The organism is Ruegeria sp. BA12, assembly GCF_056539625.1.
This window is the reverse complement of record NZ_JBQFVF010000002.1, coordinates 371625-395374: the sequence shown is the minus strand read 5'-3', so window position 1 is coordinate 395374 and position 23750 is coordinate 371625. Positions and strand designations below refer to the sequence as shown.

Here is a 23750-nt window from a genome sequence, read left to right as displayed (position 1 = left end):
TCGGGGAATTGCCGATATATAGTGGTGGGCGACTCATTGCTGGAAAGGAACTTTTATGCCGCTGTCCTCTGACCAACTGGCCGAGATCGAAGCGCAACGGGCGCAATCGCATCCAACACGCCGCGTTGTGGCTGCGGGTATGGAAGATCACCTTTATACCGCTCATCAGGTGCTGGACCACGGCTTTGTGCGCGTGATCGACTATATGGGTGACGATGCGGCGATCTGTCAGGCGGCGCGGGTGTCGTATGGCAAAGGCACAAAATCGGTGCAGAACGATGAGGGTCTGATCCGCTATCTGATGCGTCACTGGCACTCGACCCCGTTCGAGATGTGCGAGATCAAGCTGCACGTCAAGCTACCTGTCTTTGTCGCCCGGCAGTGGATTCGTCACCGCACGGCAAATGTGAACGAGTATTCCGCGCGCTATTCGATTCTGGACCGCGAGTTCTATATCCCCGCACCCGATCACGTTGCCGCGCAGTCCGAGGTAAACAACCAAGGCCGGGGTGATGCGCTGCAAGGGGAAGAGGCCGCGCGAGTTCTGGATATCCTCAAGGCCGATAGCGCCCGGTGCTATGACAACTATGAATCGATGATCAACCAAGACGGCCAACAGGGTCTGGCGCGTGAACTGGCGCGGATGAACCTGCCCGCGAATATCTATACGCAGTGGTATTGGAAGGTTGATCTGCACAACCTGTTCCACTTCTTGCGCCTGCGTGCCGACCCGCATGCGCAGTACGAGATCCGGGTCTATGCGGATACCATGTGCAAGATCGTCGCCGACTGGGTGCCCTTCGCCTACAAAGCGTTCGAGGATTATCGGCTGGGTGCGGTGAACCTTTCGGCTCAGATGGTCGACAGCCTGCGCCGAATGCTGGTCGGGGAAAATGTCACGCAGGAAAACTCGGGCATGACCGCTCGGGAATGGCGCGAGTTCGAAGCGGTCATTCGCAAAAGCTGATCTCGCGCATTGCGCATTATAGTGATGGAAAAAGCTAATCCTCTCGCGCCTAAGCCGACCCGGCGCGAGGGTAAGGTTTCTAACCTTTGAATATTGGTCAACGGCCGGAAATTGGCCGTTGGCCTGTTTTGATCACCCGCAGCATGCGGGACTGTTTTACAGTGGCTTTAAATCAGATGCCATTTGTCGGCCGTCGCGTCCGTCTTCCAACTCATACGAGACTTTCTGATTGTCAGCGAGCCCGGTCAGACCGGACCGTTCAACGGCCGAGATATGAACAAATACGTCCTTGCCGCCCTCATCAGGGGCAATAAACCCGTAGCCTTTCGTGGTATTAAACCATTTCACGGTGCCAGTTGGCATTTCCCGTGTCTCCTTCTACTTACGCGTTGTCCCACATAATTGGTGGGGGCAGTGATTGACGTCGCCGCAATTGATTACCGTATCGCCGTAACGATACAGCGCGAATTGCGAGTTTCGTCTTTTTCAACATTGCATGGTGAAGTAAAAAATCAAGAATTTCTGAAACGTGCAGGCAAATTTGCTGAAAATTGAACCAGATACAGGAGACACCCGAAATGCGCCTTTATGGTCTGAAAAACTGTGACACGTGCCGCAAGGCTTTGAAATCACTTCCAGATACTGAGTTTGTCGACGTTCGGACCGATGGCGTACCCAAAGCGATGCTGACGCAGGCGCTGGATCGCTTCGGCGAGGCTTTGCTCAATACCCGTTCGACAACCTGGCGTGGATTAGACGATGCACAACGCGCGCGGCCTCCGCTGGAACTGCTGACAGATCACCCGACCCTGATGAAGCGCCCCCTGATCGAGCAAGACGGAACCCTGTATCTGGGATGGACGGCGGAAACGAAGGCAGGGCTTGGCGTTGCGTGACCGGATGACTATCTGAATTGACGCAAGTTAGAGGATTTTGAATGCGTAACGCTGCTATGATTTTGGGTGTCATCGCCGGTTTGATCGGGATGATTGTTGGCTTTTTCGGCTATGGCTATGTCGAACTGATTGATCGGTTTGGTGAGATCGACGGGCTGGCCGAGCAGGTGGACAACGCGCAACTCATACAGTTCGCGTCGATCATTGCGCCGCTATTGGCGATTGCTGGAGGTGCAATGGCCCATGCACGGGCCCTGATCGGAGGGGTCTTGTTGCTGATCTCAGCGGCCGGGATGTATTACGCCTTTGGCTTTAACGTGTTCACTATGTTCCCGGTGGCATTTGCGGGTGTTGCGGGCCTCCTTGGACTGGCCGCGGGTAAACCGGACGAGCCCAAGGCGCATTTCTAGATCACTTGATGTGCAGGATGCGATCAACGGACAGCGGCCCTGCGCCGTTGATCACGATCACTGCCAGCAGGAAGGACCAGAGTGTCCGATCATCCAGCAGGCTTACGGCGTTGGTGAAGTAGCTGCCCAATTCCGTACCGTGGCCCGTGACATCTACGATCGTCTGAACCCAGACAAATGCCAGCATACCCAATGCTGCGAACCGCGACAGAAGGCCGATCACGATCAGCGTAGGTAGAAGAAACTCAGCCCAGGTCCCCGCAACAGCAATGGCCCAATGCATGATCCCCAATTGCGAGCTGTCATAGCTGACGGCTTCCATGGCTTTGGGGAAAATCTGCACATAGGCACCGTCGGACGGGAACAGGAACCCAAAGAATCCGCTACCCAGTTTGGTGGTCGCCGAATTCCAATAATACACCAGCAATGTTGCCGCAAAGACCAGCCTGGCCAAGGTCGGTGTCAACCAGCCAGAGGTCATCTCTAACCGTCCCAGGGTGTTGTTGTGCAATGAGATCAGGGCAGTCATGTTGCCAGCCTTTCGATAGTCACAGAGGTTATTGCGCCGCCTTGTAAAAGCAGCGCCAGAGTGGCCCCAAGGTCAAATTCGGGGAAATGGTTTACAGTATCTTCAAACGCGCCACCAATGGTTTGCCCGGCCTGAAGGCCCGCAATCCAGTGCGCGCCGCCTTCGGGCAGCAGATGTGGAACCGGGTCATACTCGGCCCGGGTGATCAGAACGTCTTGGGCGGTGGGATCGGGTTTGGGGGCGTCGACTTCGGTGTTGAAACGCCAGATCGAATAAATCGGCCAGTCCGAGTGCAGAACCCGCATCGACGGGGCAAATCCCAGCTGTGCCCGCATGATGTCTTCGGGCGGAACAGCCAGTGCGTCCGCCGGGGCTGGTTCGCTGTCAGCGGCGTGGTAGGAACGGCGCAAGGCAAGCTCCAATTGCGCCACGTCAGGCAGGTATCCAATATGCGAGAGCTGCTCCATTCCGGCAAGAAATTCGGGGAATTCTTCACCGTAAAACATCATCAACGGCGATGAGGGGGGATGTTTGCGCAGGAAAATACCCGACAGCCCATCCATGTTCTGAGCCCCCAGCAATTTGGTGATGACCGGAAATGCCTGATGCATCGCTTCGGTCAGCGACACCGCCACGTTGTTGCGATACACACTGAACCGCCGCCCGGCAGGTTGTGCGACCGCGTCCAGCAGTCCTTTAGGGATGGCGGCTGACGGGTTCATCAGCGCGGCGTGAAAACTTTCTTGCGAAACGCTCATGCCGGGACGCGGTCCAGGGCCGCTTGCGCACGGTCTGCTTCGGCCCGCAGCACGGGCCATTCTGGAACGTCCGTGTCCCACTCGACCAACACGGGTTTGGGACCAGATCGCTCTAGCACGTAGTCCAGCAGCGCCCAAACCGGATCAACGACTTTGCGCCCATGGCTGTCAATCAGTAGGGGGCGACCATGGTCATCCTCATCCTCATCATGCCCGCCTAGATGGATTTCCCCCACCTTCTCAAGAGGGTAGGCATCGATATAGCCCTGCGGTGAGAATTCCAGATTGGTGGCTGAGACAAAGACGTTGTTCACATCCAGCAGCAGGCCGCACCCAGTGCGACGTGCAACTTCGCGCAGAAAATCGGGTTCGGACCAGGTGCTTTCTTCGAACGCCAGATAGCTGGACGGATTCTCCAACAGCATTTGGCGACCGACGGTTTCCTGTACCTGATCGATATGCTCGCAAATGCGTGCAAGCGAGGCATTGGTATAGGGCAGGGGCAGTAGGTCGTTCAGAAAATGGCTGTCATGGGTCGACCATGCCAGATGTTCCGAGAAACTGGCCGGTTTCAGCCAGCCAACCAGGTGTTTCAATCGTGCCAGATGGTCGGCATCCAATGGGCCTTCGCTGCCGATGGACAGGCCAACCCCATGGACCGAGATCGGAAACTTTTCCGAGAGATGGCGCAATTGCGCCAGCGGACGACCACCGTCACCCATGTAGTTCTCGGCGTGAATTTCCAGCCAGGCAACTGGCTGTGCGTGTTCAAGGATCTGTGCGAAATGCTGCGGCTTGTACCCGACGCCCGGTGCCAGAGGCAGGCGGTTCGAACGGAGTGTGTCATCCAACATTTGGCAGCTCCTTGTTCTAGAAGTAAGGGGCGGGCGAAGTCGCCCGCCCCCTGACTAGCTTAGGCCAGACTTATGCCGGCAGATCGCGGTCCTGAGCTTCCAGCGAGCCTTTGCGCGGTGTGCCGTCAGCCTCGGCCGGCAGTTCGATATCGGCGCAGGTACCTGCATCGACCAGAGTCCAGGCGTTGCCCTGATAGTCTACGGTCGAGGTGCCCGCGCAGGTTGTGCCGGGGCCCGCGGCGCAGTCGTTCTGACCGGCCAGCGAAATGCCATAGCATTTCTCTTTGGCTTGTGCGGTGGCAGTTGTGGCTGCGCCCGAAACGGCGGCTGCGACTGCGGTTGCGATAACCAGTGATTTTGCGGTGTTCGACATCTCGGTAATCCCTTTTGATGACTGCGTATGTCTGCTTGTGACAATGACAAAGGTAGTGGCTTGCGGCCCAGAGTTGAATTCACGAGCCCGTGTCTCACAAGCCCGTCAGGGCGCACAATGCCCCCTTGTAAGTTAATATACTGTTTTTGAATAAGAAAAGAGGAAATATTTCAATTCGGCCCCAAAAGCGGGGCCGAATTCATGGCAATTCCATGCCGAATGTTACAACAGATCCGGCGGTGTCGCGGCCTGTGAAAGCTCATTTGTTACAGCTTCAAGCGATTGAACCTGCGTTTGTTTTTCGCCCAGCCGGCGAACGCTGACGGTGCGTTCGTCAACTTCGCGATGACCGACGGCCAGAATGACCGGAACCTTGCCGACCGAATGTTCGCGAACCTTGTAGTTGATCTTTTCGTTGCGGATGTCTGCCTCGGCGCGGACACCGGCGGCCTTGAGCGTCTCAACCACTTCGGCCACATAATCATCGGCTTCTGACGTGATCGAGGCGACGACGACCTGACGCGGGGCCAGCCAGAACGGCAGCTTGCCTGCGTGTTCTTCGATAAGAATGCCGATGAAGCGTTCGAACGAGCCCAGCGTAGCCCTGTGCAGCATGAAGGGGCGGTGCTTGGCGCCGTCGGCACCGATAAAGCTGGCATCCAGCCGCTCGGGCAGGTTGGGGTCCACCTGCAGGGTCCCGCATTGCCATGTCCTGCCGATCGCGTCGGTCAGAGTGAACTCCAGCTTGGGCCCATAAAACGCGCCTTCGCCTTCTAGCAGCTCATACTCATATCCGGCGGCCTTACAGGCATCGCCCAGCGCCTTTTCGACCAGATCCCAGCTTTCATCCGACCCGATCCGTTTTTCCGGACGAGTAGACAGTTTGATCGTCCAGTCATGGAAGCCCAGATCGGCATATACCTTAGACAGGAAGGCAATGAACTTGGCGGTCTCGGATTCGATCTGATCCTCGGCACAGAAGATGTGACCATCATCCTGTGTGAATCCACGCACGCGCATGATTCCGTGCAGCGCGCCCGAAGGCTCATAACGGGCACAAGACCCGAATTCGGCCATTCGCAACGGCAGATCACGATAGGATTTCAGGCCCTGATTGAACACCTGCACGTGACAGGGGCAGTTCATCGGTTTCAGCGCGTTGATTGCCTTTTCGCGGGCATGTTCCTCGTCGACTTCGACGATGAACATGTTTTCCTGATATTTGTCCCAGTGGCCCGAGGCCTCCCACAGTTTGCGGTCGACAACCTGAGGCGTGTTCACCTCGACATATCCATCGCGCTCCTGCATCCGGCGCATATAGTCCTGCAGGGTGGTGTAGATTTTCCAGCCGTTCGGATGCCAGAAGATTTGGCCGGGGGCCTCTTCCTGCATGTGGAACAGGTTCATCTCGCGGCCCAGCTTGCGGTGATCGCGCTTGGCGGCCTCTTCCAGCATGTGCAGGTGAGCTTTCAGCTTTTCCTTGCCGGTGAAGGCCACGCCATAGATACGCTGCAGCATCGCGCGGTCGCTGTCACCGCGCCAATAGGCACCGGCGATGGACATCAGCTTGAACGCATCGCCTGGAACCTGACCGGTATGCTGCAGATGCGGGCCGCGGCACAGGTCCTGCCAGTCGCCATGCCAATACATGCGCAGCGGCTCGTCGCCCGGAATGGCGTCGATCAGTTCGACCTTATAGGGCTCGTCATTGGCGGTGTAGAAATCTATCGCACGCTGACGGTCCCAGACTTCGGTGGTCACGGGGTCGCGCTTGTTGATGATTTCCTTCATCTTTTTTTCGATCAGGCCAAGGTCTTCGGGCGTGAAAGGTTCCGCCCGATCAAAGTCATAATACCAGCCATTTTCGATGACGGGGCCGATGGTGACCTTGGTATCGGGCCAGATTTCCTGCACCGCGCGAGCCATGATGTGCGCCAGGTCGTGGCGGATCAGTTCATTAGCCTGAACCTCATCCTTCATGGTGTGAATGGCGATATCGGAATCGGATTCGATGGGCCATTGCAGGTCCCAGTGCTGGCCATTCACCGTGGCCGAGATGGCCTTTTTCGCCAGCGAGGTCGAGATATCGGCAGCCACCTGCGCGGGCGTTACGCCTGCGTCATAAGAACGTGCATTGCCATCGGGAAAGGTGAGTGAGACGGATTTTGCATCCAGGGCCATATCGGCTCTCCTCGTCGGTTTGGCGCCCACTGAACGCCCGGTTGCGGGTTATGGTGTCCGGCTCATGTGGCAGGTGCAGCAAAACCTGTCAAGTGTCGAAGGAAGCAGGACTGACGCTGCGAGACTGCAAAAATCGGGAATTGCGACCACTGGTCTGCCGTGCATGATGTGATGCAAATGGAAAGAGGGTTTCATGGCAGCTACGGAATTTCTGATCACCGCAAAAGACCGGCGGTTGGCCTATCACAAAAGTGAGGGCCATGGCCCGACCGTCGTTTTTCTGGGCGGGCTCAAATCTGACATGGAAGGCACCAAAGCGGTGCACCTGGAAGACTGGGCACAGGCGCGCGGGCAGGCGTTTTTGCGGTTCGACTATTCCGGTCATGGTGAAAGTTCCGAGAAATTCACCGATGGCTGTATCGGCGATTGGCACGAAGATACGATTGAGGCTGTGGCAGCCTTGACCGAAGGGCCGTTAATCGTTGTCGGATCATCCATGGGCGGGTGGCAGGCGCTGTTGCTTGCCAGAACGATACCCGAACGGATCGCTGGTATGGTGACCATTGCCGCCGCGCCTGATTTCACTGAGGACGGCTATTGGGCGTCGTTCAGCGCCGAACAAAAGGCTGCGCTAGATAGTGTTGGGCATGTGGAACTGCCCTCGGATTATATGGAACCCTACATCATCACCAAGCGGATGATCGAAGACGGGCGTCAACGGTTGGTGCTGCGCGACGCGCTAGACCTGCCTTTCCCGGTGCGCTTTCTGCAGGGCACGGCGGATACGGCGGTGTCCACCAAAACGGCTGTGCGGTTGCTGGAACACGCCAGTGGGCCAGATATGCGTTTATTGCTGGTCAAAGACGCAGATCACCGGTTCTCGGACGGCCCCTGTCTGGGGTTGATCGAAAACGCAGTGCTTGAGGTGATGGAGGCCAGCTGATGCAGCGCTTTGGGTGGTTTCTTGGGCGTCTGCTGCTGGCACTGATTGTTGTCGGTGGCCTGATCTATTGGTTCGGGCCGCGTGAACAGGTCGACCTGCATCCCCGCTTTGATCCTCGCAAATTCGGCGAAGGGGTTCAGGTCCACTTTGAAAGCACAGAATCCGCCTATGACGACATCGTGCCCGGAGTGGAAAAGCGCGTGGTCTGGCAGGACGGATTCAAAGAACAACGCACGCCTGTTTCGGTTCTCTATGTGCATGGCTTTTCGGCCTCGTCCGAGGAAATCCGTCCGGTGCCGGATAAGGTGGCTGACGCGCTGGGGGCCAATCTGGTCTATACGCGCCTGAAGGGACATGGTCGCGATGGCCCGGCAATGGCCGAAGGGACGGCTACGGGCTGGATGCAGGATATGGCCGAGGGGTTGGCCGCGGCGCGGGCCGTTGGCGACAAGGTTGTTGTCATCTCAACCTCGACCGGCGGAACGCTGGCCGCAGCAGCAGCGTTGGATGAAGAACTGAGCCAAGACGTGGCGGCTTTGGTCTTTGTGTCTCCGAATTTCGGGGTGAACACACCGGGCGCGTGGATTCCCGGCTTGCCCTGGGCGCGGAAGTGGCTGCCCTTGGTGATGGGGGAGGAACGGGATGTCTCTGGCCCGGACCCGGAGGTAAACACCTATTGGACCTCGGTTTACCCGTGGGAGGCTGTGGTGCCGATGACCCTGTTGGTCGAGGCTGTCTATGCGTTGGACTTCTCGAGCGCGCAGATTCCGGCGCTGTTCTGGTTTTCGGATGACGATCAGGTCGTGCGTCCTGACCTGACGCATAAAGTGGCCGAAAGATGGGGTGGACCGAAGACGGTCAATCTGGTGACAATGGGGCCAGGGGATGATCCAGCGTCGCATGTGATCGCGGGTCGGCTGATGTCCCCGGGGCAGACGGACGCTACTGTTGCAGGTATTCTGGACTGGCTGAGTGAGCAGGGGATCGAATAGTGGACCAGCGAGTAAGCTTGATCACAGTTGGGGTGGATGACCCCGAGCTTGCCGCCGGGTTCTATGAGGACATGGGTTGGAAACGGGTCAGCAGCCCCGACGGGGTAATTGCCTTTGACCTTATCGGTCAGACTTTAGGTTTGTATCCGTTGTCTGCATTGGCTGAAGAGATCGGAGTTGACGTTGACTCTCTGGGCCATGGTGCGCTGACGCTCAGCTACAATTGCCGGTCAAAGGACGAGGTTGCGCGGGTGTTGGACAAGGCCGGGGAAGCCGGGGCCGAGATATTGAAACCGGCATCTGATGTTTTCTGGGGCGGGCATCACGGGTATTTCCGCGCCCCCGATGGGACAATTTGGGAAGTGGCCTTCAATCCGTTCTCAGCGCTTGCACCGGACGGTGCCTTTTGCTGGAACGGGTATGGGTAATGCGCAAGCCGGGCAGCATGTGGAGCCTTGAAACGCTTGGGCGTGTACGTCTGTCCCGGCATTTCTTCATGCGGGAATTCCTGTATTCTGAGATTGGAAATTTCCATGAAAAGCAAAACCTTCCAGACAATCCTGACCTTGCCATCGAAACGGGGCGCGCCTTTTGCCAGACCCTGCTGGACCCGCTTGAGGAAACCTTTGGACGTATCGCGGTCCGGTCCGGGTATCGATCACCCTCGTTGAATCAATTCGGGAATGAGAACCGATTGAACTGCGCCCGCAACGACAACCCGTTGGAATGCCATATCTGGGATCGGGGCGAAGGGGATGCCCGGATCGCCGGGGCGTCAATCGTCATCCCTTGGTTCGCCGATCAATACGATACGGGACGTGATTGGCGTGATTTGGCGTGGTGGATGCACGATCATCTGGACTATTCCGAAATCTGGTTCTTTCCCAAGCTCTGCGCCTTTAATCTGGTGTGGAGGCCACACCCCCATCGCCGGATCGACAGCTATATTGCGCCGCGCGGGTGTTTGCTGCGCCCCGGGGCTGAGCCGGGCGAAGACCTGAAAACCCGTCGCAACCGATATGCAGATTTCCCGCCTTTCCGGGACATCAAATATCCCTGAAGTTTAACTTGCCCGAACCTGCAAAACCCCTCATCCTGAGTGCAAAGAGCATTGCTTATAAAGTTGAAGTGTTGCGAGGCCCCGCGTGATTGAGCCGCTGGTTTTACTGCCTGAAATGATGTGCGACGCACGGTTGTTTGAACCCCAGATCAACAGCTTGTCGCGGCAGCGCGCGGTTACGGTTGCACCGATTTCACTGGGCGAACGTATCGAAGAGATTGCGTCGTTCCTTCTGGACCAACTGCCGCGACGATTTGCGCTGGCTGGGTCGGGTATGGGGGGCGTGGTTGCGCTGGAGCTGGTTCGGCGCGCGCCGGATCGGGTGTCGCGTCTTTGCCTGATGGCGACGGATGCGCAGGCCGATACACCTCAGACCGCGGCGGCGCGTGAAGAGTTGTTGGTCGCCACGAAAATGGGTCGGCTGGAAGAGGTGATGCGTCGGATAATCAGCTCGAACACGTTGGCACCGGGACCGCGGCGCATACCCATTCTGAACGATTTGGTCGCAATGGCGCTGGATCTGGGGCCCGAGGTGTTCGAACGTCAGATTCGCGCTCTGCAACGGCGTCCCGATCAGCAAAGTGAGCTGAGGCGCATCAAGGTGCCAACACTGGTTCTGTCCGGCGCGCATGACACCCTTACACCGCTACGCAAACATACCTTTATGTCCGAACTGATACCGGGTGCCGATTTGAAAGTTATTGACGAGGCCGGGCACCTGCCGACGCTCGAAGCGCCAGATTTCGTGAATGACGCGCTGACACAATGGCTAAGCGCACCCGCTCGCGCAGCTTACGTGTAGAATTTCGCGCGCTCAGTCTTGCTGAGTATCGTCGGTGCGACCACAGGTTTGCCGTCGCCTAGGTCAAAAAACGGCGTGTTTCTCCATCTTCCGGACAGCCACGATTTGCTGAGGCGCGTCAGCATCCCAACCGCTGCATAGCGCAGTTTTTCATGCGATTGCTTACCGTTCGGCTGCGGAACAAAGCCACGGGTTGTGATCGGACCAAGCCCGCTAGGGTCAGCAATGCGTTTGACATCGAACCCGGCAAAAGGAAACTTCGCGGTCCGCGCGGTAGTCGCCAGCGGCGCATTGCAGCAACTGGAATACCACCGCAACATCCCTTTGGGGCTTAGCTGCATCAGCGCAAGTTTTTCCGAGCCCCCTTCGAAGCAGATCTCCTCTGGGCTCATCTGTAGGATGTTGACAGGGCCGGGGGCTGGGTCGGGTTGACCGAAGTACAGCTGTGCTGCGCGGCAGTCGCGGCAAAAGCAACCGACATGGGTGCCCGAATGCACTCCTTCAGCGGTGATATGCCCGTGCAAAGTACCGCATTCGCAGGAGAAGGGCATTGGGTGGGCCGCTCTCCCGCTCATTTTGTCAGGCGATCTTGTTCTTATTGGCGGCCCGGCGTTGTGGTTTGCGGGCGTTGGCGGTCATGAAGTCGATCACCAGTGGCCGGATATTGTCACGCCAGCTGCGTCCGGCGAAAATGCCATAGTGCCCGGCTGCTGGTTCAACATGACTGGCCTTCTTCGATGCGGGCAAACCGGTGCAAAGGTCCAACGCAGCGATACACTGGCCGGGGGCCGAGATATCGTCATTTGCGCCTTCAACCGTCTTGACCGCAACATTGGTGATTTTGCCGATGTCCACCTTGTGGCCCGCGACGACGAATTCGTTCCGCGCAATTTCGCGGTTCTTGAACACACGCTCAACCGTCGACAGATAGAATTCGGCGGTCATGTCCATAACGGCCAGATATTCATCGTAGAAACGGTTATGCGCATCATGGTCCGAAGCTTCGTCTTGCATAACGCGCTGAATCTGCTCTGAGAACGCTTTGGAATGACGCTCTGCGTTCATCGACATAAAGGACGCTAGCTGCAACAAGCCGGGGTAGACCATGCGGCCAACGCCTTTGTACTTGAAGCCGACACGCTGGATCATGGTCTCTTCCAGCTGCCCCATGGTGACGCGGCGGCCAAAATCGGTCACATCGGTCGGGGTGGCATCGGGGTCTACCGGTCCACCTATCAGGGTCAGCGTGCTGGGTTGCGCTTTGGGCTCAACCTCGGCCAGATAGGCCGTGGCGGCCAGAGTCAGCGGTGCAGGTTGACAAATCGCCACCACATGAGTGTCGGGACCAAGTTCTTTCATGAAATCGACAAGATAGAGTGTATAGTCCTCTACATCGAACTTGCCTTCGGAAACAGGAATGTCGCGCGCGTTATGCCAATCAGTGATATAGACTTCGCAATTCACCAGCAGGCTTTTCACCGTCGAGCGCAACAACGTCGCATAATGCCCGGACATCGGCGCCACCAGCAACACCTTGAGGGGCTGTTCCTCGCGCCCATTGACCCGGAAATGCACCAGATCACCAAAGGGACGTTCGACAACGGTCGTGATATCGACCAGATGGTCTTTGCCATCCTCGCATGTAAAAGTGCGGATGCCCCAGTCCGGTTTGACGATCATCCGTTGGAAAGTACGTTCGGTGACATCACCCCAGGCAGCCATCATACTAATTGCGGGGTTGGGAATCATGGAAAACGCGGGGTAGGATGCGATTGCGCTGGCAGTTGCGCCCATCCATTGGTTGGTGTTGCGCATCGTTTCCATCAGGTCGTATGTCATCATGTAGCGCATGGAAAAAGGGGCCTCCTAGATGTCAGCCAATAAGATTGGACCATTCGCCGCTTTGCCCCCCGACACCCACGACGTTATTCTGCGTAGCAGCGAGGTTAGGGGGGAATTGTTAAAATGACAACAAGTGAAGATCAGATGCCAGAACTGACCGAAGAAAACGTTGAACGCCTTAAAGAAAATATGGAAAAGGTCGAGGCGCTTTCGAAGCGGCTGATCGAAGTCATGTCGGCCAAAAAGCCTCATACCCCCGCTTTGGATGGCCCGAATCAAGAGCTTTTCGCACGAGCAGCAACAGCTTATTGGGCCGAAGCTTGGCAAAATCCGGCAAAACTGCTGGAACAACAGATAGAATACTGGGGCAAGTCGGTTCTGAACTTCGCCGAAGCCCAAAAAGCAATGACCACGGGCGAGGCTGACGATGACCAGCCCAAACCTCAGGACAAGCGTTTTTCCAACCCCTTATGGGAAACCAACCCCTATTTCCGTCTGATCCGGCAGCAATACCAGACCAACGCAGAAGCCATTGCGCAGGCCGTGGCCTCGGTTGAGGATCTGGATGCCAAGGACAAACGCCGCCTCAAGTACTTCTCGCAGCAAATTGTCGACATGATGTCCCCCACGAATTTCCTGGCGACCAATCCAGACGCCCTGCAAAAGGCGGTTGAAACCGAAGGGCAGTCATTGATCAAAGGGCTGGAAAACCTTGTCTCGGATCTTGAGGCCAATGACGGCGAGCTGGTTGTCAAACTGGCCGATGATAGCGCGTTTGAGGTCGGCGGCAATCTGGCGACCACTCCGGGCGATGTGGTCTATCGCAATCGTATGATGGAACTGATCCAGTACAAACCCGCGACTGAAACGGTGTATGAAACACCAATCGTGCTGTTCCCGCCCTGGATCAACAAGTTCTATATCCTTGACCTTAAGGCCCAAAACAGTCTGATCAAATGGATCACTGAAAAAGGCTATACACTGTTTGTGGTCAGTTGGATCAATCCTGATGAAAGCTATGCGGATGTTGGGATGGAAGATTATATCGAAGATGGCTTTCTGACCGCGATCGAAGAAACTAAGAAAATCTGCAAGGTCAAGCAGGTGAACGCGATTGGCTATTGCATTGCTGGTACTACTCTAAGTTTGACCCTGGCGTTGCAGAAGCAGCGCGGCGACAAGTCGATCAAATCGGCCACCATGTTTACTGCGTTGACGGATTTTTCCGAACAGGGCGAGTTTACGCCATTTCTGCAGAACGACTTCATTGACGGGGTTGAGGCAGAGGTAAACAAAGAAGGCATTCTGCGCTCATGGATCATGGGGCGCACCATGTCCTTTCTGCGCTCGCGCGATCTGGTCTACGGTCCAGCCATCCGCAGCTATATGCTGGGCGAGATGCCGCCAGCCTTTGATCTGCTGTACTGGAATGGGGACGGGGCCAACCTGCCTGCCAAGATGACGGTGCAATACCTGCGCGGGCTATGCCAGCGCAATGAGTTCGCCGAAGGCGGTTTCGAACTTCTCGGGCACAAGCTGCATGTCAGTGACGTGGACGTGCCGTTGATGGCGATCACCTGTCAGACGGATCACATTGCTGCTTGGAAAGACTGCTATCGTGGTGTGCAAAAGATGGGGTCACGTTCCAAGACTTTTGTCGTCTCGGAATCCGGTCACATCGCAGGCATCATCAACCCGCCCAGCAAGAAGAAATACGGCCATTACACCAACCCCGATCTGAAGGTGGACGCGGACACCTGGATGAAAGAGGCCGACTTCCACGAAGGTTCGTGGTGGCCCCTGTGGGAGGCCTGGTTGAAGAAGCGATCCGGCAAGCAGGTTCCTGCCCGCGATACCGGCGATTCGGATCACCCACGGCTTGCACCAGCACCCGGGACCTATGTGGTGGCCGATCCAAACAACTGATTTCATTTTGAAACTTAAGAATTTCTGCAATGCAGCAAGAAAAAACTTGCAATGCTGCATTGCAGCAATCATATTGTCCTCAAGCTGATGAAAGCCGGGGTGGGCCCGGTTCGGCAAAAAGGATTAGGACAATGGCAAAGACTCAAGACTTTACCGCGACCCTGAAAGACATGATGGGTGCATTCCCCGTTGACACCACCGCTCTGGAAGGTGCCTTCAAATCGACCGCTTCGCTGAACGAAAAGCTTTCCGGTGTTGCTCTGGAAGCAGCAGAGAAGTCGGCTGAAATCTCGAACAAATGGACCAAAGACACACTGTCCAAGCTGACCGAGATGTCGAAAGCAAAGGCCGAGCCTGCTGAATACGCAAAAGCCGCAACCGACTTCGCAAGCGCGTCGGCTGAAGTTGCCGCTGAAAACATGGCTGCTTTCGCTGAAATCGCGAAAAAACTGCAGACTGAAACCGTCGAGCTGCTGATGGCTGCTGGTAAAGACGCTGCTGAAGAAGCAACCGTTGCTGTTCAGAAAGCCACCAACGACGTGACTGCTGCTGCCAAAAAAGCTGCAGCCACCAAGTAAAATTTGGGCGCGAGGCGCACCCACTCCTCCCATTTGGTGCAATCGCGCAGGGCAGGTCTTAGGACCTGCCCTTTCTTTTTGTTCTGCGGTCGCATAATCTCTGCTGCAACGCATCATCCTTGGGGAGGGCAAACGGTGCCAGAACAAGAAAAACCGCTGTTGATCAAGCGCTATGCAAGCCGCAGGCTGTATAACACCGAGACCAGCGACTATGTTACGCTCGAAGATATCGCGACCTTCATCCGCGATGGGCGCGAAGTGCAGATCATTGACCTGAAATCTGGCGACGATCTGACCCGGCAATATCTACTGCAAATCATCGCCGAACACGAAAGCCGGGGTGAAAATGTGCTGCCGGTCAACGTGCTGAACGATCTGGTGCGCAGCTACATGATTCCGGGTGGCGGGATGATGCCGCAATTCCTGCAAAGTTCGTTTGAGATGCTGCGCGAAAGCCAGAGCAAGATGATGGAGAATATGAATGCCATGAACCCGATGTCGCAGATACCGGGTTTCGAAGCCATGCAGGCGCAGCAACAGGCATTCCTCAAGGCGATGACCGGGGGGCTGTCAGGCAATTGGTCAGGCCCAGAAGAAGGTGAAGATGCCAATTCGGAATCGAAAGAAGATCTGGATGACATCAAAAAGCAGCTGGCTGAGTTGCAGAAAAAGCTCTCCAAGTTGAACTGACGTCTGTTGTGTTGCGCTGGCTGGTCCTGAGTGTTGCGGTGCTTTGGGCCCACCCGGCGCTATCACAGGGCGTTTTTTCGGAAGGCTGGTCTGCGGTCTGCACGATGGGCACCCAATCCGAAGAAGGGTGCGATGCCATTCGTGCGCGCGAGATCCTGGATGCGGATCAACCCCCATGGCGTGCCATTGGGCGCCTCAATTTCGCCAGCCGGGACCGGCGATCACATTGTACTGGCGTATTGGTGTCTGACCGGCTGGTCCTGACTGCTGCGCATTGCCTGTACAATTCCCCACGCAAACGCTGGATACCGCCGTCTAGCATCCGGTTTGCCGCTGGCTATCAACGCGGAGAGGCCGCGGCCGTTGCGGGTATCGATGGGTATAAGTTGCATCCGGAACAAGGCGCTGACGGGGCGTTCGACGACCGTACCGAATTGGACTGGGCGGTTCTGGAATTGACCGAGCCTATTGGTCAAACGGTTGGTTATCTGCCGTTGGCATCTGCGTTGACGCCTTCGTCGTTTGTTGCGGGGTATTCCGGTCTTCGGCCTCATGTCCTCAGTCGGACTTTGACCTGTGCGCCGCGTCCCCTTGAAGGTGGAATGGTCTTGTCGCTGTGCCCGGTCATGATGGGAGATTCCGGTGCGCCGCTTTTAGTGGACACGCCGACCGGCCCCCAAGTCGCGGCGATCCTGTCGCGTGTGGGTGTAACCCCCGAGGGGATTACAGCCCTGTTTCTGTCGACCGAGTTGTTTGACCTCGATCCGTAAGCCTTATCAAGTTCCGTAGACGGGAACCGGGCCGGTCACCTCGCCGACCGAAGCCAGTAGAATATCGGCGATCACGTCTAGTTCTTCCTTGGTCAGCCGTACAGGCAGACGGACGTCGCACGCTTTCATCAGCATGTCCCGTGTCTGCGGCAAGTCGAACTTTTCGGGCAGGAATTGCCAGTTCCAGAAGGCGCGGGCGTTGTCTTCGCTCAGGCCGAAAACCTGAACTTTGACACCGCGTGCCTCTGAAGCAGCCGCAAAGGCGCGGATTTCGGCCTCATTCATTCCGACCAGATTGAACTGGATCGAATCCGGTGCCCGACGTTCGGGTGTCAGGGGGGCAGGGACGTCGATATGGGACGAGGTGTTCAGCCGTTCGGCCACGTAGTCGTGGTTAGACAGGCCATCACGCACGCGTCGCGCCAGTTCGGGGATTTGGGGGCGGATCACGGCAGCGCTCAGGTTGCTCATCCGCAGGTTATACAGCGGCAACTGGTTCTGCCAGCGGGCAAAGGCTTGCTCCAACTCGGGCGAGTTGTCGCCATGCGGGGTTTTGTGCTTCTTCCAGTTGTGCTCATAAGCGCCCGACATGATCACGGCCTGGGCCACCAGGTCGGCATCGTCGGTGATCAGGATGCCGCCTTCCCCCGCGTTGATCATCTTGTAGGACTGGAATGAAAAGCACCCCACCTTGCCGATGGTGCCAATGTTCTGCCCATGCCAGGTTGTGCCCAGCGAATGAGCCGCATCCTCGATCACCGGGATGTCGCGTTCGTTGCACAGCGCCATGATGGCATCCATGTCGGACGTGTGGCCGCGCATATGGCTGATGATTACGGCCTGTACGCCGTCCAGCTTGGTGGCGAAATCTTCCATGTCGATGCGATAATTCTCGCCGACCTCACACAGCACCGGAATGCAATCCGCATGCACGACAGACGAGGGCACAGCAGCAAAGGTAAAGCCGGGGATCAGAACCCGTGCATCCCGCGGCAAGCCCAACGCTTTGAGAGACAGGAACAATGCGGCCGAGCACGATGACACGGCCAACGCGTATTTTGTTCCCAGCAAAGCGGCAAATTCCGCCTCGAGCAGAGCCACCGGCGCATCCTGCGGCGCGGTATAGCGGAACAGGTCGCCCGACTGCATCAGGGCGTCGATGGCTTCTTTTGCTGCTTCGGGGATGGGTTCGGCGTCATGAACGTTTGGAGGAAGCGTCATATTTGATTTTCCCAAATTCTAACTTTGGGAAAGATAAAGCTAAATGGGGGGCAATAAAACCCCTCAATCGCCATGTTGGCGAAATTTCACCAATCCTTCATAGTCGAAAGGTCGCAGGTCAGCCTGCGACAGGTCCCAAAAAGTATTTTGAGCTTGCAACTTCGGGGGCAGTAAGGTGCCAATGACCCAACCTTTACGCTTTTTGTTTGATGGGTTGGATCACGGCTTTGACATTCGCACGTTTCGCCTGCTTTTGGGCGCTTTCAACGTTCGCTTCGGCAGTACATGCGGAATATGTGCTTTCGGATGGTACCGAAGTTACACCGCTTGAGATTTTTCAGGAATGCGATTTATGCCCTGAAATGATTGCCTTGCCCTTGGGTGAGTTTCTGATGGGGGCCCCTCCGGGGGAAGCAAAACGAAACTTTCACTGGGACGCAAAAGGGTTTCGACTTGCAACGCCCGAAGAGCCCTATATCGCGCATCACGAAGGGCCGGTGCATCCAGTAACGGTCGATATGCCTGTGGCCATGGGGCGAAATGAAGTTACCCACGAGCAATGGATGGCCTGTGTAGATGATGGAGGGTGTGGGGGGCATTACCCAAGAGATTGTATCTCTCTACCCTACAGAGACCGATGCGCTGACATTCGCGGAAATCATCCGGTTATTGATGTGTCCTATCTGGATGCATTGGCCTACGCGCGATGGCTCAACAATAAAGTTGGGGCAGATGTTTACCGCCTTCCGACAGAGGCCGAGTGGGAATACGCAGCTCGTGCAGGGACACAAACCCCGTTTGCGCAAGGTGAAGATGTCACCACGGATCAGGTAAATTTCCACGGGAAACCCACCGAAGAAATGCTTGGGGTCAAGAGGCCAGACCTAGCGAGGCGTGGTCACCCGGTTCCGGTTGACGAGCTTGACTCCGCCAATGATTGGGGGTTGCGACACATGTCGGGGAATGTGGCTGAGTTAACGATGTCTTGTTGGACGGAAACACATCAACTTTGGAGCACGTCAAGCGTTTACTTGAATAAGGCGTTGGAGCCAGGATGTCAGGCAAGAGCAGGGCGCAATGGAGCCTTTTGGCTAGCAATGGATTTTTCACGTGTGGCCACACGGGGCAGGGTGGAGCCAACCGCGAGATCAACATCAAACGGTTTCCGTATCTTGAGAGAGTTAAAGTAAATTCGCTGGTGTTCTTCGCCCTCAAAACCCCAACCGATCCCGCAGCGCAAACCACGTCATTGCCAGAACCAGCAGCGGACTGCGCAGGGCGGAGCCGCCGGGGAAGGGTAGGGCGGGGACGCGGGCCATGGTGTCAAAGCCTTCGGCTTGTCCCTGTATGGCCAGTGCCATCAATTGACCAGCATGGGTGGCCGTGCCGACACCGTGGCCTGAATAACCCGAGGCCGACAGGATATTCGGCGCAACTCGCGTCAGGTAGGGCATGCGGCGCATGGTGATAGCCAGCGTGCCACCCCAGGCATAGTCGATCTTCACATCATGCAGATGCGGAAAAATCTCTGTCATAGGTTTGCGCACCTTGGCGGCTATGTCGGCGGGGAAACGGTAGCCATAACTCTCACCACCGCCAAACAGCAGGCGACCATCTGCGCTGAGGCGAAAGTAATTCACCACGAATTTCGTGTCGGCGACCGCGACGTCCTGCGTCAGGACGCGGGCGGCGTCGGCCCCCAATGGCTCGGTCGCCGCAATGAAGTTATTGATCGGCATGACCCTTGACGCCACCCTGCGGTTCAGATCGCCCAGATAGCCATTGCAGGCCAGAATAACGTGGTCGGCGGTGACCGTTCCGTTCACCGTCTGCACCTTGGCAGGTTGGCCTTCCTCAATCCCGGTAACCTCGGTGCTTTCAAAGATGCGCACCCCGGTTTTTGCCGCGGCTTGTGCCAGACCCAAGGCAAAGTTCAACGGATGCAGATGTGCCGCACCCATGTCCAGATATCCCCCTTTATACGAGGGCGATGGACACAGCGCGTGACCGGCGGCTTTATCCAACAATTCGATCTGATCGTAACCGTAACGGCCGGATAGATGTGCGGCATGTTCGTGCAGATCTTGCTGCTCGCCTGCGCTGAGGCCCAGAACGGCAACGCCCGGTTTCAGGTCGCAGTTGATCTGGTGCTTAGCGATCAGAGATTTGACCAGATCTTTTGCGTCCTCTGCCAGATCCCATAGCTTGGTCGCATCATCGTTTCCAACCAACCGCTCGAGGTCTTCCTGGTCCATACGCTGGGCGCTTCCCAACTGACCACCGTTGCGACCGGACGCGCCGAACCCCACACGGTGCGCCTCAAGCAGCACCACGTTGAGCCCGGCTTCGGCCAAATGCAGCGCGGCGGACAGGCCGGTGTAGCCTGCACCAACGACACAGACATCGGCTGTCTCGTCTTTGCGGAGTGCCGGAAACCGATCCACCGGGTTGGCCGTCGCCGCATACCAACTGGCCGGATACTCGGCCTTGCGGTCGTTGGAATAGAGCAGGTTCATCGCGCACCTCAAACGTTCAGCAGCAGATGCTCACGCTCCCACGGAGAGATCACCTGCAGGAATTCCTCGTATTCTGCGCGTTTGACGATGCTGTAGACGCGGGCGAATTCTGGGCCAAGGACCTCATGCAGGGCGTCGGCCTCATCAAACAGGTCAAGCGCGCTGCCCATAACCTGTGGGATATCGCCTTCGCCTTCATAGGCGTCGCCATAGAATTGACGGCGGGGACGTTCCTGCTGTGTCAGGCCGAGATAGCCACAGGCCAGCGACAGCGCGATGCCCAGATAAGGGTTGCAGTCCATCCCGGCGATACGGTTTTCGACCCGCCGCGCCTCAGGCCCGGACAGGGGTACGCGGATACCGGTGGTGCGATTATCACGTGCCCATTCCAGATTGATCGGTGCGGCGTGGTCTTTCACGTAGCGACGGTAGGAGTTCACGTAAGGCGCCATCACGGCCAGCCCGGCGGGCAGGTGGTTCTGCAGCCCGGCAATGAAGTTATAGAACGCGTCCGTCTCACCGCCCTGTGGACCAGAGAATATGTTTTGCCCGGTCTCAGTATCGATGATCGAGTGGTGGATATGCATGGCCGAGCCCGGCTCATCCTCGATCGGCTTGGCCATGAAGGTGGCAAAGCAATCGTGACGCAAAGCGGCCTCGCGGATCAGGCGTTTGAAGTAGAACACCTCATCCGCCAGCTTGACCGGATCGCCATGGCGTAGATTGATTTCCAGCTGACCCGCGCCGCCTTCTTGCGTGATGCCGTCGATCTCGAATCCCTGGTGTTCGGCGAAATCATAGATGTCGTCGATCACCGGGCCGAACTCGTCCACTGCCGTCATTGAATAGGCCTGACGAGCCGCCGCCGGACGGCCCGAGCGACCCATCATCGGCTTGATCCCCTGCGCCGGATCGACATTGCGGGCGACCAGAAAGAACTCCATTTCAGGCGCGACAATCGGCTTCCAGCCCTTGTCGTGATACATCTGCACCACCCGTTTCAGCACGTTGCGGGGGCTGAAGGGGATCGGCTCTCCATCCCGGTCATAGGCGTCGTGGATCACTTGCAGTGTCCAGTCGCCCGTCCAGGGCGCGGCCGAGGCGGTCGAAAAGTCAGGCTTGAGGATCATGTCCCGTTCGATAAACCCGTCCTCGCCGGCGGCCTCACCCCAATCACCTGTGATGGTCTGGTAGAAAACGCTGTCGGGCAGGTGGAAATAGGCCTGCTTTGCAAATTTTGAGGCGGGCACAGCCTTGCCACGGGCGATACCGGGTAAGTCCGAGATGATGCATTCAACCTCATCCAGCCGTTGGCCGTCGATATAAGTTCGGGCTGCCTGTGGCAGTTGATCTTTCCAGTCGGCCATCAGGCCCTCTCTTTCTTCAGAAACTCGGCCATCAACTGCCCGATCTTCGGATTGTCATTCTGGGCGGGCAGGCGGTTGGCTGCCGCCTCCATCAGTGCATCGGGCACAACGCCTTTTCCGCGCGTGTTCATGAGGCCCTGAATGAAGGCATCGCCGTATTCCGGATGCGCCTGCACCGTCCAGACGTTGTCGCCATAGGCCACCATCGCGTTACGGCAGAAAGTGTTTGTGCCCAACACGCGTGCGTCTTCGGGCAAATCAATCACCTGATCCTGATGCCAGGCGTTCAGCGTTATGGTCTGGCCGTCATATTCATAGTCCGTGCGTCCAACGGCCCAGCCGCCTTTGAATTTCTCGACTTTCCCGCCAAGCGCCTGCGCAATGATCTGGTGGCCGAAACAGACGCCGATCAAGGGGCGTCCGCTTTGGCGAATGGCGCGGATCAGATCTTCAAGAGGCGGTATCCACGGGTGGTTCTCATACGCGCCGTGGCGCGAGCCAGTGATGACCCAGCCATCGGCCTGAAGCTCATCTTTTGGGAACTGCCCGTCCACGACGGCGAAGGTTTCGTAGGTAAAGCCATTGCCGTCCAGAAGCGCGCGAAACATCGCGTCATATTCGTCGAACTGGTCCTGCAATACGTCAGGAGGGTGGCCGGTCAGTAGGATGCCGATTTTCATGGGTCACCAAATTTGATCAAATTTATTCTAGCCCACCGGGTTCACGCGGGCAAGAGGGTCATACCGCTTCCAGATAGCTTAGCCAGTGTTCTTCCACCGGGCGGTCGGCAAAGCGGCGCATTTCCTGCCGCTTGGTCATGGCGAAAAAGCGGATCAGATCGGCGGGGAAGATGCGCGCCACGTTCGCGTCGGTTTCGAACGCGGTAATGGCTGCACCCCAATCTGCTGCCAGTTGCGGCAGGTTGTCGATCTCATATGCATTGCCCGAGATTGGGGCGGGGGGTTCGGTCTCGTCCTCGATCCCGTTCAGCGCGGCACCCAGCACGGCCGCCAGCATCAGATAAGGGTTGATGTCGCCGCCCGCGACGCGATGTTCGATCCGCCGCGCGGCAGGGGCACCGCCGGGAATGCGAAGGGCGGCGGTGCGGTTTTCATAGGCCCAACTGGCACCGGTCGGGGCGTGCGCGCCGGGTATAAGGCGCGTGTAGGAATTGCCGTGGGGCGCAAATATCAGCGTGCAGCCCGGCATCGCCGACAGACATCCGGCAACGGCCCAGCGCAGCAGATCAGTGCCCTCAGGCCCGCCACTGTCGAATACGTTTCGGCCTTTCTCGTCAACGACCGAAAAATGCACGTGCATCCCGTTGCCCGCGTCATCGGCGTACGGTTTCGACATGAATGTGGCCGTAAACCCATGTTTGCGGGCAAGGCCACGCGTCAAGGTCTTGAAAAGCCACGTATCATCGGCGCAGCGCATGGCGTCCTGGTGGTTCAGGTTGATCTCGAACTGGCCAATGCCGCTTTCGGATATCGCTGTCTGGGCTGGTATGCCCATGGCTGCGCATCCGTCGTAGAGATCGGTGAAAAACGCGTCGAACGCGTCCATCTCGGCCATGGACAAAACTGCCTCATCCGCCAGCCGCCGATCTGTGACCGGGTTGATTGGAGGCTGCGGTTGGGGGCCGGATGCGTCCAGCAGAGTGAACTCCAGTTCGGTCGCTGCGATGACAGACCAACCGCGCTGGGCATAGCGTTCCAGCACAGCGGCCAGCGCGTGCCGGGGATCCCCAGCAAAGGGCACACCTGCGTCATCATGCAAGCACATCGGGACCAGTGCGGTGTCTGCTTCCAGCCAAGGCATCGGCACCGGCCCGCGGTCCGTCGGCAGTAGCATTCCATCGGCGTCACCGGATTCAAAGACCAGCGGGCTGCCGTCGATATCCGCGCCCCATAGATCCACATTCAACGCGGAAAAGGGCATCCGCACCGCGCCTTTAGTCAGCTTGTCGGCATATGAGGGCGGCACTCGCTTGCCGCGCATCTGACCGTTCAGGTCACAGGCAGTAACGCGAAAACTGTGCAGGGCGCTCAGGTCCATCGGGGTCTCCATCCTTC

At 57.3% G+C, this 23750-nt stretch carries 27 protein-coding genes; 14 read left to right on the top strand and 13 right to left on the bottom strand.

Translation table 11 applies throughout. The features are described 5' to 3' along the window. The first annotated feature begins 55 nt into the window (after positions 1–55). On the top strand, positions 56–967 hold the full coding sequence (gene thyX, locus ACR0B0_RS07510; protein WP_170349168.1) for an FAD-dependent thymidylate synthase: 912 nt from the start codon (positions 56–58) through the stop codon (positions 965–967). 156 nt (positions 968–1123) lie between these two features. Here thyX and ACR0B0_RS07505 read toward each other — a convergent pair whose 3' ends face one another. Continuing rightward, positions 1124–1330, bottom strand: coding sequence for a cold-shock protein (locus tag ACR0B0_RS07505; RefSeq protein ID WP_010439113.1), 207 nt, complete (start codon positions 1328–1330; stop codon positions 1124–1126). Between the two features lie 51 nt (positions 1331–1381). Here ACR0B0_RS07505 and ACR0B0_RS07500 point away from each other — a divergent pair, with 51 nt between their 5' ends. The 3 genes from ACR0B0_RS07500 to ACR0B0_RS07490 are packed head-to-tail and all read left to right on the top strand — an operon-like array spanning position 1382 to position 2273. Beyond that, positions 1382–1522 carry a hypothetical protein gene (locus tag ACR0B0_RS07500; protein ID WP_170410402.1) on the top strand — a complete coding sequence of 47 codons (141 nt, stop codon included), beginning with the start codon at positions 1382–1384 and terminating at the stop codon, positions 1520–1522. Between the two features lie 23 nt (positions 1523–1545). Continuing rightward, positions 1546–1863 carry an ArsC/Spx/MgsR family protein gene (locus ACR0B0_RS07495; protein WP_170410399.1) on the top strand — a complete coding sequence of 106 codons (318 nt, stop codon included), beginning with the start codon at positions 1546–1548 and terminating at the stop codon, positions 1861–1863. A 41-nt stretch (positions 1864–1904) separates the two neighbouring features. Continuing rightward, complete coding sequence (locus ACR0B0_RS07490; RefSeq protein ID WP_170349165.1) at positions 1905–2273, top strand: hypothetical protein; 369 nt, start codon at positions 1905–1907, stop codon at positions 2271–2273. 1 nt (position 2274) lies between these two features. Here ACR0B0_RS07490 and ACR0B0_RS07485 read toward each other — a convergent pair whose 3' ends face one another. The 5 genes from ACR0B0_RS07485 to thrS all read right to left on the bottom strand — a co-directional run bounded on the left by ACR0B0_RS07485 (position 2275) and on the right by thrS (position 6968). Further along, positions 2275–2802 (bottom strand): DoxX family protein, encoded by a 528-nt coding sequence (locus ACR0B0_RS07485; RefSeq protein ID WP_170349164.1) that lies wholly within the window; start codon positions 2800–2802, stop codon positions 2275–2277. Continuing rightward, on the bottom strand, positions 2799–3560 hold the full coding sequence (locus ACR0B0_RS07480; RefSeq protein WP_170349163.1) for an HvfC/BufC N-terminal domain-containing protein: 762 nt from the start codon (positions 3558–3560) through the stop codon (positions 2799–2801). The genes ACR0B0_RS07485 and ACR0B0_RS07480 overlap by 4 nt, the downstream gene beginning before the upstream one ends. Continuing rightward, the gene (gene bufB, locus ACR0B0_RS07475) at positions 3557–4414 is read right to left on the bottom strand and encodes an MNIO family bufferin maturase (RefSeq protein ID WP_480647123.1); all 858 of its coding nucleotides are present in this window, start codon (positions 4412–4414) and stop codon (positions 3557–3559) included. The genes ACR0B0_RS07480 and bufB overlap by 4 nt, the downstream gene beginning before the upstream one ends. Before the next feature lie 70 nt (positions 4415–4484). Then, positions 4485–4787: a BufA1 family periplasmic bufferin-type metallophore gene (locus tag ACR0B0_RS07470; RefSeq protein ID WP_170349161.1), complete on the bottom strand. Its 303-nt coding sequence runs from the start codon at positions 4785–4787 to the stop codon at positions 4485–4487. 222 nt (positions 4788–5009) lie between these two features. Next, positions 5010–6968 (bottom strand): threonine--tRNA ligase, encoded by a 1959-nt coding sequence (gene thrS / locus ACR0B0_RS07465; protein ID WP_170349160.1) that lies wholly within the window; start codon positions 6966–6968, stop codon positions 5010–5012. A gap of 193 nt (positions 6969–7161) precedes the next feature. Here thrS and ACR0B0_RS07460 point away from each other — a divergent pair, with 193 nt between their 5' ends. From ACR0B0_RS07460 to ACR0B0_RS07440, 5 genes are all read left to right on the top strand, one after another. Then, positions 7162–7911 (top strand): alpha/beta hydrolase, encoded by a 750-nt coding sequence (locus tag ACR0B0_RS07460; RefSeq protein ID WP_480647121.1) that lies wholly within the window; start codon positions 7162–7164, stop codon positions 7909–7911. Further along, the gene (locus tag ACR0B0_RS07455; protein ID WP_480647119.1) at positions 7911–8903 is read left to right on the top strand and encodes an alpha/beta hydrolase; all 993 of its coding nucleotides are present in this window, start codon (positions 7911–7913) and stop codon (positions 8901–8903) included. Before ACR0B0_RS07460 ends, ACR0B0_RS07455 begins: the two co-directional genes overlap by 1 nt. After that, the gene (locus tag ACR0B0_RS07450; RefSeq protein ID WP_480647117.1) at positions 8903–9331 is read left to right on the top strand and encodes a VOC family protein; all 429 of its coding nucleotides are present in this window, start codon (positions 8903–8905) and stop codon (positions 9329–9331) included. Before ACR0B0_RS07455 ends, ACR0B0_RS07450 begins: the two co-directional genes overlap by 1 nt. Before the next feature lie 17 nt (positions 9332–9348). Further along, entirely contained in the window at positions 9349–9963 is a 615-nt protein-coding gene (locus tag ACR0B0_RS07445; RefSeq protein WP_480639001.1) for a hypothetical protein, read from the top strand. A gap of 85 nt (positions 9964–10048) precedes the next feature. Then, complete coding sequence (locus ACR0B0_RS07440) at positions 10049–10765, top strand: alpha/beta fold hydrolase (protein ID WP_480647115.1); 717 nt, start codon at positions 10049–10051, stop codon at positions 10763–10765. On the opposite strand, the gene ACR0B0_RS07435 is transcribed toward ACR0B0_RS07440, so the two are convergent. Further along, positions 10756–11316, bottom strand: coding sequence for a DUF6151 family protein (locus ACR0B0_RS07435; RefSeq protein ID WP_480647113.1), 561 nt, complete (start codon positions 11314–11316; stop codon positions 10756–10758). The two genes, ACR0B0_RS07440 and ACR0B0_RS07435, sit on opposite strands and share 10 nt — an antisense overlap. Positions 11317–11344: 28 nt before the next feature. Then, positions 11345–12616 carry a polyhydroxyalkanoate depolymerase gene (gene phaZ, locus ACR0B0_RS07430; protein ID WP_170349154.1) on the bottom strand — a complete coding sequence of 424 codons (1272 nt, stop codon included), beginning with the start codon at positions 12614–12616 and terminating at the stop codon, positions 11345–11347. Between the two features lie 114 nt (positions 12617–12730). Between phaZ and ACR0B0_RS07425 the strand changes: the two genes are divergently transcribed. From ACR0B0_RS07425 to ACR0B0_RS07410, 4 genes are all read left to right on the top strand, one after another. Then, the gene (locus tag ACR0B0_RS07425) at positions 12731–14533 is read left to right on the top strand and encodes a PHA/PHB synthase family protein (RefSeq protein ID WP_480647111.1); all 1803 of its coding nucleotides are present in this window, start codon (positions 12731–12733) and stop codon (positions 14531–14533) included. 131 nt (positions 14534–14664) lie between these two features. After that, on the top strand, positions 14665–15111 hold the full coding sequence (locus ACR0B0_RS07420) for a phasin family protein (protein ID WP_170349152.1): 447 nt from the start codon (positions 14665–14667) through the stop codon (positions 15109–15111). Positions 15112–15246: 135 nt separating this feature from the next. Continuing rightward, entirely contained in the window at positions 15247–15801 is a 555-nt protein-coding gene (gene phaR / locus ACR0B0_RS07415; RefSeq protein WP_170349151.1) for a polyhydroxyalkanoate synthesis repressor PhaR, read from the top strand. An 8-nt stretch (positions 15802–15809) separates the two neighbouring features. Then, positions 15810–16571, top strand: a complete 762-nt coding sequence (locus ACR0B0_RS07410) for a trypsin-like serine peptidase (protein WP_480647109.1) — start codon at positions 15810–15812, stop codon at positions 16569–16571. Between the two features lie 6 nt (positions 16572–16577). On the opposite strand, the gene ACR0B0_RS07405 is transcribed toward ACR0B0_RS07410, so the two are convergent. After that, complete coding sequence (locus tag ACR0B0_RS07405; RefSeq protein WP_170359138.1) at positions 16578–17792, bottom strand: DegT/DnrJ/EryC1/StrS family aminotransferase; 1215 nt, start codon at positions 17790–17792, stop codon at positions 16578–16580. Positions 17793–18019: 227 nt separating this feature from the next. On the opposite strand from ACR0B0_RS07405, the gene ACR0B0_RS07400 reads away from it, so the two are divergent. Continuing rightward, positions 18020–18982 carry a formylglycine-generating enzyme family protein gene (locus ACR0B0_RS07400; RefSeq protein ID WP_480647106.1) on the top strand — a complete coding sequence of 321 codons (963 nt, stop codon included), beginning with the start codon at positions 18020–18022 and terminating at the stop codon, positions 18980–18982. A 21-nt stretch (positions 18983–19003) separates the two neighbouring features. On the opposite strand, the gene ACR0B0_RS07395 is transcribed toward ACR0B0_RS07400, so the two are convergent. Genes ACR0B0_RS07395 through ACR0B0_RS07380 form a run of 4 tightly spaced genes read right to left on the bottom strand, consistent with a single transcriptional unit; the run spans position 19004 to position 23733 of the window. Then, on the bottom strand, positions 19004–20308 hold the full coding sequence (locus tag ACR0B0_RS07395; RefSeq protein ID WP_480647104.1) for an NAD(P)/FAD-dependent oxidoreductase: 1305 nt from the start codon (positions 20306–20308) through the stop codon (positions 19004–19006). A gap of 8 nt (positions 20309–20316) precedes the next feature. Then, positions 20317–21675: a glutamine synthetase family protein gene (locus ACR0B0_RS07390; protein ID WP_170349147.1), complete on the bottom strand. Its 1359-nt coding sequence runs from the start codon at positions 21673–21675 to the stop codon at positions 20317–20319. Further along, positions 21675–22355 (bottom strand): type 1 glutamine amidotransferase, encoded by a 681-nt coding sequence (locus ACR0B0_RS07385; protein ID WP_170410363.1) that lies wholly within the window; start codon positions 22353–22355, stop codon positions 21675–21677. Before ACR0B0_RS07385 ends, ACR0B0_RS07390 begins: the two co-directional genes overlap by 1 nt. Positions 22356–22413: 58 nt before the next feature. Beyond that, on the bottom strand, positions 22414–23733 hold the full coding sequence (locus ACR0B0_RS07380) for a glutamine synthetase family protein (RefSeq protein ID WP_480647102.1): 1320 nt from the start codon (positions 23731–23733) through the stop codon (positions 22414–22416). Positions 23734–23750: the final 17 nt, after the last annotated feature.